Here is a 9,189-nt window from a genome sequence, read left to right on the forward strand (position 1 = left end):
AAACCTGATGTAGAGACGCAATTTATCGTTTCTTGAAAGACTAATTACCTTTAACTAAACCGTATTATATTTTAAAGTTAGAACTTACGCACTCAAATACCCCAACTTCCTTCAAAGTAATTTTGCGTTGCAAATCTATGGAGTATGTTTTCGTTGCTGATAATTCTGACTCATTTTTCTCTGTATAGTACACTTGATTGTCTCTCACTCAACTGAAAACCGCTATAACATTCTGTTTAATCTATTCTTTAGTGAAAGATGGTATAACATCACCTGAAAAATTAATTTAATTTCTGGTTGCTGCACCAATACCTACTTTTGAATGGCAATGTCTACGACGAGGTAGCTATGACAGACAACTTTGCTCAATCTGAAAATCATTTCAAATATCAAAAATTGTAGTAATATACCACAGGCATTAACTATCTTCAGCTACATCTGATTGTTAGCGCTCTTAAATTTACAATCGATGAGAATATACCGTGAACCTAACTCTTTATTTCCTCCGTCACGGACAGACAGAATGCAGCCGCAATAATTCCTTTTGCGGTTCTATAAACTCAGAACTCACTCCAGAAGGCTTGGAGATGGCAAAAGCTTTTGCAGACACATATAGTTCTATGGATTGGACAGCAGTATTTTGTAGTCCAATGCAGCGAACTGTATTAACAGCAAAACCTTTGTATGAAGCAATAGGGATAGAACCACAGCTTAGGGATGGTTTGAAGGAAATCAACTATGGCTTGTGGGAAGGAAAAACCCCAGAAGTAATTAGTCGTGAATATCACGATGATTATATTCGCTGGTCAGCAGATCCCGCTTGGAATGCGCCAAATGGTGGAGAAATGGCAGTTACAATTGCTTATCGTGCCTTGCAGGTAATTGAAGAAATCAAGCAAAATTACAGTAGTGGTAATGTTTTAGTTGTTTCACACAAGGCAACTATCAGAATTATTCTATGTAGTTTACTAGGGATTGACGTGGGACGCTTCCGTTTTCGTTTGGGATGCCCTGTTGCTTCGGTCAGTATTGTAGAATTTACTTCACATGGGCCGTTATTAAAAGTTTTGGCAGAGCGTAGTCATTTGGATGAGCGGTTGCGAAATTTACCGGGGACATGAGGAAGTTGGGAGAGACGCGATTAATCGCGTCTGTACAGGAAGTTAGGAGTTATTATTTTTCCCTTGCTTTCATTAATTCTCTGGCTCAGTATATTTGCATAAAACATTTATCCCAATTTTCAAAATATATAACACGACAATTGTTGCGATCGCAGCATCAATTGGTATTCCATGTACTGCTGCAACCGCAACCAGTGAGCCAATGATACTATTGAGCAAAGAAGCACTACCAGGGTTATTAGTGTATTGTTTGAGTTTGCCTCGTAAACCATCATCACCACAGATTTCCGCGCGGATTTCGTCGAGGGTGAGTTGCAACAGAGATTTTTTGCCCCTACTATAATCTGTTGTGCCGACTTTCTCTTGCCAGAGTGCATCAAAACTCGCTTCTAGATTGCCGTTGTGGTGCTGTAGGGTAGTAAGCGCTTTTTGCGCTGGGGTGTCGTTTGGGAGAAGTTGCTGAAGTTCTTGGATTTCAATAGAAGTTAATTGGGGATTCATGCTAGATTCTCATTACCGAATAATTGGGATGCTTAGGATTTGGTATAAGTCGCTGATTTTTACAATCTACTAATAAATCTAGCGTTTCCAGTACTGTTTGCCCAATTAGCACAGTCTTGCCTGTAACTAATGTTGCTTCCGTCGTTTCTCGCCCTTCTAATTCTAGAATTACAGGTTCCGTCACACCGATAGATTCTTCCATGCCGTTAGCGTATTGAGCAACCTGCTGACCCCGAATTCTCAAACCTAACTGCTCTACAATCAACATTGGTAGTACTGTACGCATAGCCCCAGTATCCACCAGTGCTTCGGTTTCATATACCTGCAACATATTGGGATTAAGCATTCCTCGACTCACAAGAGCTTCGTCTATGGCATTTGTTAGTTTAACTTTGATGCGAACTGCACCCATAGAATCATTGCTGGCATTATCGGAAGTATTGAGGTTTACCATAATAGACATCTCCTAGAAAATTACCTAGAGAGAATTTATTGGTTCTTGAATCAACGATCGCAGTTATAAGTGAATGTCTTGTCGTCACCAACATTACAACATTAAGTCTTAAGGTTACGACATTAAGGCTTAACGTTACAACATTAATCACCAGCATTACAAGATTAAGGCTTAAGGTTACGACATTAAGGCTTAACGTTACAACATTAATCACCAGCATTACAAGATTAAGGCTTAAGGTTACGACATTAAGCCTTAACATTACAACTTTTTGACAAAAGCTTATGCGATCGCTCTTTAGGGTAGTGCGCTGCGTGCGATCGCTAGCAACGCTTAAATAAAACTTATGAATCAATAACACGCGCTAGGAAAAAATCTTCATTAGCGTCAACTTAACCTGCAACCCTATTTAAATCTCCCAGATAGGCAGAAAATTGAACAAAATACCAATTAAATTTCCTAAAATTAAGATAATAAAGCAAAAACCAACCAAAATAGAAAATGTTAACAAACTATATTCAAGCAGCTTTGCACCGAGCTACTTATGAACTTTTAGACGATAGCACTTTTTATGCAGAAATACCTGGGCTACAAGGATTATACGCTAATGCTCCAACACTTGAAGCTTGCCGAGAAGAGTTAAAAGATTCTTTGGAAGAGTGGATTGTATTAGGGTTACAGTTAGGGCATAGTTTACCTGTACTAGATGGAATTTCCCTGTCTTTTAATAAGGATGTGGCTTAATGCCTGCTTTTGGAGCAATTAATCGACGGGATTTAATTTATTATCTGAAACAACTTGGTTTTGAGGGGCCATACTCAGGTAAAAAGCATCAATTTATGATTAAGGATGAACTAAGATTAATCATTCCTAATCAGCATGAAGGAGACATTAGCAAAGGTTTAGTAGCAAAAATATTAAAACAGGCACAAATCAGTAGAGATGAATGGGAAGCACTCTAAAAAATATAGTGCTTTTTACCATCTGCGCCAATTTTATCCTTGAGTTTGGAAGCTTGCATAGTGTTATCTTCTACGATTCTGTTTCTAGCTCATATCGCGCTGCCCAAATTGCTTCGCGCACCTCTCCCGCGCACTCTTCACCCATCGCCTCGCGCCAAATAACTTGAAACTGGCTTTCTCCTAACTGCTGGAGCATACACCCTAAATCATTGATACAATAACCAATCCAATCTTGATTATGCTTTAAGTCAATGGCTAAAACACGAATGTAAATTTGCAAAGCCTGAGCGTAATTTTCTTGAGCTTCTAAAACCCTTCCCCACTTAATTAATGTTTGTGAAACCAAATACCAATCGCAGAATTGCTCAAAAATTTCCCAGGTTTTTTGATAATAGTTAATTGCCACATCAAACTGCTGTTGCTCTTCGGCTACCAAGCCCAGTAGGGCATATACTTTAGCAGCACTGTACAAATCCCCAGCATCTTCTTTTATCTTCAGCGCCTTGTTGTAGTAATCAACAGCGACATCAAACTGCCGTTGCTCTTGGGCTACCATGCCTAGTTGGTGATATTCTTTGGCAGCATTGTACAAATCCCCAGCATCTTCACATATCTTCAACGCCTTGAGACAGTAATCAACAGCGACATCAAACTGCCGTTGCTCTTGGGCTACCATGCCCAGGTGGTGATAGTCACCAGCAGCACTGTAGAAATCCCCAGCATCTTCACGTATTTTCAGCGCCTTAAGATAGTAATCAACGGCCACATCAAATTGCCTCTGTTCTTGGGCTACCACGCCCAGGTTGTGATAGTCACTCGCAGCACTGTAGAAATCCCCAGCATCTTCACGTATCTTCAGCGCCTTGAGATAGTAATCAACGGCCACATCAAACTGCCTATGCTCTTGGGCTATCATGCCCAGGTGGTGATATTCAACAGCAGCACTGTACGAATCTCCCGCGTCTTCACAAATCTTCAGCGCTTTGAGATAGTAATCAACAGCCACATCAAACTGTCTGTGCTCTTGAGCTACTCTGCCCAGGTGGTGATATTCTTTGGCAGCACTGTACAAATCCCCGGCATCTTCATAAATCTTCAGTGCCTTGAGATAGTAATCAACAGCCACATCAAACTGCCTCTGCTTTTCAGCTACTATGCCCAGGTGGTGATATTCTTTGGCAGCACTGTAAAAATCCCCGGCATCTTCTTTAATCTTCAATGCCTTGAGATAGTAATCAACAGCCACATCAAACTGCCTCTGTTCTTGGGCTACTATGCCCAATTGGTGATAAGCAACAGCAATTATGTCATTCACTGAAGGGTGTTTTACAGTTATCAGTTCATCCAGAATTTCTTGATAGATTTTTTTTGCCCCCTCTAAATTAGCACTGTCAATCGCTTCATTTGCATCCATAACCCGTAGATAAATCCAGAAATCTAAAGCCTCTTTACCCTTTGCTTTTGCATCTGCCAAGTGAATGCCAATTTGATTCAGTGCTCGTTGTCGCAGTGACTTAAATTCGGTTTTGCGCCCTAAACGCTGATACACTTCTCCCAAAACTTTCAAAATCCAATGTGCATAAGCCCATTCCTGTTGATATTCGGCAAGACGCAAGTTTTGCAACAAATTTGGTTCTTCGACTCGCAGTACAAAAGTTGCCAGTTCTGCGTTGCTGATAAGTTGCTCACTGTGGTTGTAAGCCAAATAGACATAGAAAATCAGCAACTCTTTTTCTAATTTTTTAATCACCTCTTGGGAAGCCATTGTGTTTAACTGCTGCCGTAAATACCAAGGTAGTGCAGGGTGAATTTTGTAGATAATGTTACCCAAATATTCCAGAATACCTGCGGCGGCGGCTTCATTAAGAATTCTCATCCAATCTGGCTTTTGTAAGTTCTCCCCAAACACCACTTGATAAGCTTGTCCAAATTTATTATTAAGACTTTGTGAGAACTGATACAGCCAATATGTATCAACCCGATCACAAAACAATGCCAAAAATGGTAAATGCTGGCGTGTTCGTTCCGACAACTTGGCAAAAGAATAATCCAACGACACAGTAAGAGATTTTTCCCTACCTTCCTCCTCTTGTCCTTTAAAAGTATCCAACCCCCGCCGCAGCGCCTCAATTAACTGCACGGGTGTCTGTGTCTGCAAATGCGGTAACACCACCCGCAATGACAAGGGATGTCCTCCCAACAATTTCAACAACTCCAAATACTCTGCTGGCAGGTTCTTTCTCTCCACACCCATCGTTTGCAGAATCTTCGCGGCTAACTCTTGGGCATCCGCTTGAGACAAGCCCCACAAGTTGATTAAACTATACCCACAATCTAGCCAAGGTTCTTCACGGCGACTGGTAATTAATACCCAAGATTTACCACCCCGCAATTCCTTAAGAAACCGCTTCAGCTTATTTCTCTCTTCCCCACTCAGTAATGGTTCATTCCCCGTAGGGAAACTGTTGACAGGTTCAAAGTTATCCCAAATCAACAAACAAGGATTAGTTTGCAGATATTGCCGCACCACCGCATCTTGCTGTTCTGGCATCATTTGGGAAAATCTTTCACCTCCTAACGCCCTACCAATTTGGTTAATTACCTGACTTAACCCCGCACCCTGTTCAAAGGAGATGAAGAAAATATGTTCGCGTCCTTGGGTATCATCCAACCAGCGGGCAAAACCTGCGGCTAACTCAGTTTTACCAACACCGCCCATTCCCTGCACCAGCACCAGATGATTTTGCCGAAATGCTCTCTCTAAACGCAAAATCTCATAATCTCGCCCAATAAAACCATAAGCGCTTTCATCGGGTAAACCTACAGCTTTGCTGCTTTCTGGAGTGTTGTCCACTTGCGCCATCAAATCAGCAAAACTGGGTGCTGTCTTTTGAGGAACAAAAGGCGTATAGGGTTCCTGCTGATACAACACCGGCACTAACCAATCTTGTAAAGGTAAATTTCCTTTGGGACTGGGGCGCATTTTGTCAATAGACATGGACTTACGCCCTGCTGCAACTGCTGTGGCGATACACTCTCCCCTGACTAATTCACCATACAACCGTCCAATAAAGTGTTCTGCACCTTTGGCGTAAACTGAATACGCCATCGCTACTACACCTTTTGCGCCCAGTTTCACCAACTGTCCCGCTACAGAAGAAAAAGCTTCTTCGCCTACTTGCCCAGACTTGCAAGCATTCAGCACAAAAATAGGCACGCGACAATCTGTTAAATATTGGGCAATTTCTCTAGCGCTGACAGCTTGATCATTTCCCTGTTCATCCTCAAAGATTAAAACTCCCTGTGTCTCGCTGTCAAAATTCCCATGTCCATCAAAATGGACGATATGATAAAAACCCTTATTTGCTTGCAGTTCCGCTTCAAACGCTTTCAAGCTAGGGGGACGCAATACTTTCAGGTTGACTCGCTGACGTATTGGTTGCAACGCCGCCAGCAAAGGACGGGCAATGGTTTTAAAATTTACGTCTTGTTCGTCATAAGGGCGGGCAATGACTAATAAAATATTCAGTTGGTCATCGGGCATTGGTGGCAATGGTGCTTTTACGCCCTGAGTGCTGAGACTGCGATACATTCCTGCCAGTGAAGGTGCAAGAAATTGATAATCAGGGGAATACAGTAATTCCCAAGGTAAATTCAGCACGTTGGCGTTATTGGAAATGATGCCGAGTTCGCATTTATCGAGTCCATCTCGTGTGGCTTCTTGAAAAAACTCTCTTCCTTTGTCTGTGCTGCGAAATACTAGCTCAAATAAATGTTGTCCCCACTGCTGTAATTTTTGTTCGATTTTTGCAGCGTTATCAGGAAAAATACCGTAAGGAAATTTTAAATAATCTTCTAAATACCAGCGCAATTCAGCCGCCTTTTCTTCATCGAAGGGTTGTTGGAAAGGGACTGCTGGGGTTATGCGAGGATTTTCATATCCGCGTTGCCAAGAAAGTTGAATTGTTTCGCTTTGATGTGTGATTCGCAACCAATTTGTTGCCATTGCTGCTGTGCTGATTACTGGGTAATTTGATGCTAGCTGATTTGAGTAATTCACGCACAGACGCACAGAGAAGTCGGAGCAGCGGCTACCCTGTGGGAACGCCAAAGGCGAACCGCAGTAGACGCACGGCTTGTCGTCAATCTGAACTTTTCCTGTCAAAGAAGACGCTACACGGTGGACGCAGAGAGGATAAGGAGTTTTTATGGTTTTAACTCAGTACAAGTAGGGGGTAAGGCAGAAGGCATTTACACATTAGCTTGACAAATTGCTTATTTTATGAATTTATGAACTACTTTTATGGCTGCTTTATGTTCTGACCTTAAGGGAAAAGGGCATTCTATGTAAAGACAAGTAACTTTGATATCAAGCAGCCACTAAACGGATGATTCAACAAAAATCGCCTATATTCCCTCATGCGCTAAGGCAAATCGGAGGCACCGTTGTTTTGGCGATCGCTTACTATGAAATGGCTGAAATTTCACGTTATCTTGCCTCCACACCTCAGAATGTGACTCCAGTTTGGCCCCCAGATGGCATTGCTGCTGGAGCTGTGCTGTTGTTTGGAAACTGGATCGGGTACGGTGTTTTGCTGGGTTCATTTCTCGCCAACTTCTGGGCGTTCCGAGATCCAACAAGTTTCTTATCCTTGGTGATTTCAACGCTGCCAGTTCTGGGAATTGCGATCGGAACAACTCTAGGGACTTTGTTGGGTGGCTTCTTGCTGCGGAAAACTACCAACCTTCGCTATCCCTTAGAACGTGTCACCGATGTGTTCAAATTTTTGATCTTAACCGGCATGGTGGGGCCGGGCATCAATGCAACTGTTGGAGTGGCTTGCTTGGCATTGAGTGGTAAAGTTCCCTGGACAGCGTATGGGACAGTTTGGTTAACTTGGTGGATTTCTAATGTTTCCGGAATTTTTATCATCACCCCGATTCTGCTTAGTTGGGGGCAATTCATTCAAAAAAACCAACATCCAATCTGGCAATGGTTATCCCTGAGTTCAACGTCAGAGGATTGTGAAAATCTCTCTTATATTCAACACTTAAGAGCTGACTTACGCCGTTTGAGATTCTGGTTAATCGTAGTAGAGCCAGTTATCTTGATGGGGTTGGTAATTCTCATCGGCAAAGTTGCTTTTGGTGGGGGATATCATTTGGAGTATATGTTGATTCCGATGTTGATCTGGTCTGCCTTTCGACTGGGGCAACCGGGTGCAACGCTGTTCACTTTTATTGTGGCTGCGATCGCTGTAATCGCAACTGTTAATGGCAAAGGTGGTTTTGTGAGTCAGGATCTCAACCAATCTTTGATCCAACTGCAATCGTTTATTGGCGTGATTACACTTACCATTCTGGTGTTGACAGCAACGATCGCAGAACGAACACAAGCTGAAACCAAGCTGCGTTTAGCTTTTGCCGAATTAGCTAGAACCAACGAAACTCTAGAACTTCGAGTTCAGCAGAGAACTGAAGAATTGAATGAAAAGAATACAACTCTTCAGCAAACCCTACAAACGCTTAAACAGACTCAATTACAGATGCTTCACAGTGAAAAAATGTCTGCATTGGGACAGATGGTGGCAGGGGTTGCCCATGAAATCAATAACCCGGTTAGTTTCATTCATGGCAACTTAATTTATCTTTCTGAGTATATCCAAGATATGCTGAGAGCATTGCAAGCTTACCAACAGCACTATCCAAATCCACCTCAAGCCCTGCACGCAGAATTGGATAAACTTGACCTGGACTTTTTACGGTCAGATATAACCAAAATGCTTGAGTCTATGCAAATCGGTACTGAGCGCATCTCTACTATTGTGTTATCGCTGCGGAACTTCTCACGCTTGGATGAATCAGGATTGAAAGCGGTAGACATTCATCAAGGGATTGATAGTACCTTAGTGATTTTGCAATATCGATTGCAAGCGACAGCCAATCGCCCACAGATCCAGGTTATTAAAGAGTATGGTCAGTTACCACTGATTGAATGTGATGCTGGTTCGCTTAATCAAGTGTTTATGAGTCTTTTGAGCAATGCTGTTGATGCATTAGAGGATGTTTTAAAAGTCCAAGAAAGTAAAAACTCATGCGAGTCGTCGAAGCATAATACGTATCATCGCAATATAAATAAAAGTCTCGGAGG

General features: G+C 42.2%; 7 protein-coding genes. 4 read left to right on the plus strand and 3 right to left on the minus strand.

All coding sequences use genetic code 11. The features are described 5' to 3' along the window. The first annotated feature begins 482 nt into the window (after positions 1-482). Entirely contained in the window at positions 483-1,121 is a 639-nt protein-coding gene (locus V7K89_RS29690) for a histidine phosphatase family protein (RefSeq protein WP_335193708.1), read from the plus strand. A gap of 72 nt (positions 1,122-1,193) precedes the next feature. On the opposite strand, the gene V7K89_RS29695 is transcribed toward V7K89_RS29690, so the two are convergent. Then, positions 1,194-1,622 carry a hypothetical protein gene (locus V7K89_RS29695; protein WP_335193710.1) on the minus strand — a complete coding sequence of 143 codons (429 nt, stop codon included), beginning with the start codon at positions 1,620-1,622 and terminating at the stop codon, positions 1,194-1,196. Position 1,623: 1 nt separating this feature from the next. Further along, positions 1,624-2,076, minus strand: a complete 453-nt coding sequence (locus tag V7K89_RS29700; RefSeq protein ID WP_335193711.1) for a retroviral-like aspartic protease family protein — start codon at positions 2,074-2,076, stop codon at positions 1,624-1,626. Positions 2,077-2,577: 501 nt separating this feature from the next. On the opposite strand from V7K89_RS29700, the gene V7K89_RS29705 reads away from it, so the two are divergent. Further along, positions 2,578-2,820 carry a type II toxin-antitoxin system HicB family antitoxin gene (locus V7K89_RS29705; RefSeq protein ID WP_335193713.1) on the plus strand — a complete coding sequence of 81 codons (243 nt, stop codon included), beginning with the start codon at positions 2,578-2,580 and terminating at the stop codon, positions 2,818-2,820. Further along, positions 2,820-3,038 carry a type II toxin-antitoxin system HicA family toxin gene (locus tag V7K89_RS29710; protein WP_335193715.1) on the plus strand — a complete coding sequence of 73 codons (219 nt, stop codon included), beginning with the start codon at positions 2,820-2,822 and terminating at the stop codon, positions 3,036-3,038. Before V7K89_RS29705 ends, V7K89_RS29710 begins: the two co-directional genes overlap by 1 nt. A 70-nt stretch (positions 3,039-3,108) precedes the next feature. Here the strand turns inward: V7K89_RS29710 and V7K89_RS29715 are convergent, their stop codons facing one another. Then, complete coding sequence (locus V7K89_RS29715; RefSeq protein ID WP_335193717.1) at positions 3,109-7,203, minus strand: tetratricopeptide repeat protein; 4,095 nt, start codon at positions 7,201-7,203, stop codon at positions 3,109-3,111. Positions 7,204-7,426: 223 nt separating this feature from the next. On the opposite strand from V7K89_RS29715, the gene V7K89_RS29720 reads away from it, so the two are divergent. Continuing rightward, on the plus strand, positions 7,427-9,189 hold a 1,763-nt coding region (locus tag V7K89_RS29720; RefSeq protein WP_335193719.1), incomplete at its 3' end, for an MASE1 domain-containing protein.

The sequence above is a fragment of the Nostoc sp. genome (assembly GCF_036917515.1).
Taxonomy (GTDB): domain Bacteria; phylum Cyanobacteriota; class Cyanobacteriia; order Cyanobacteriales; family Nostocaceae; genus Nostoc.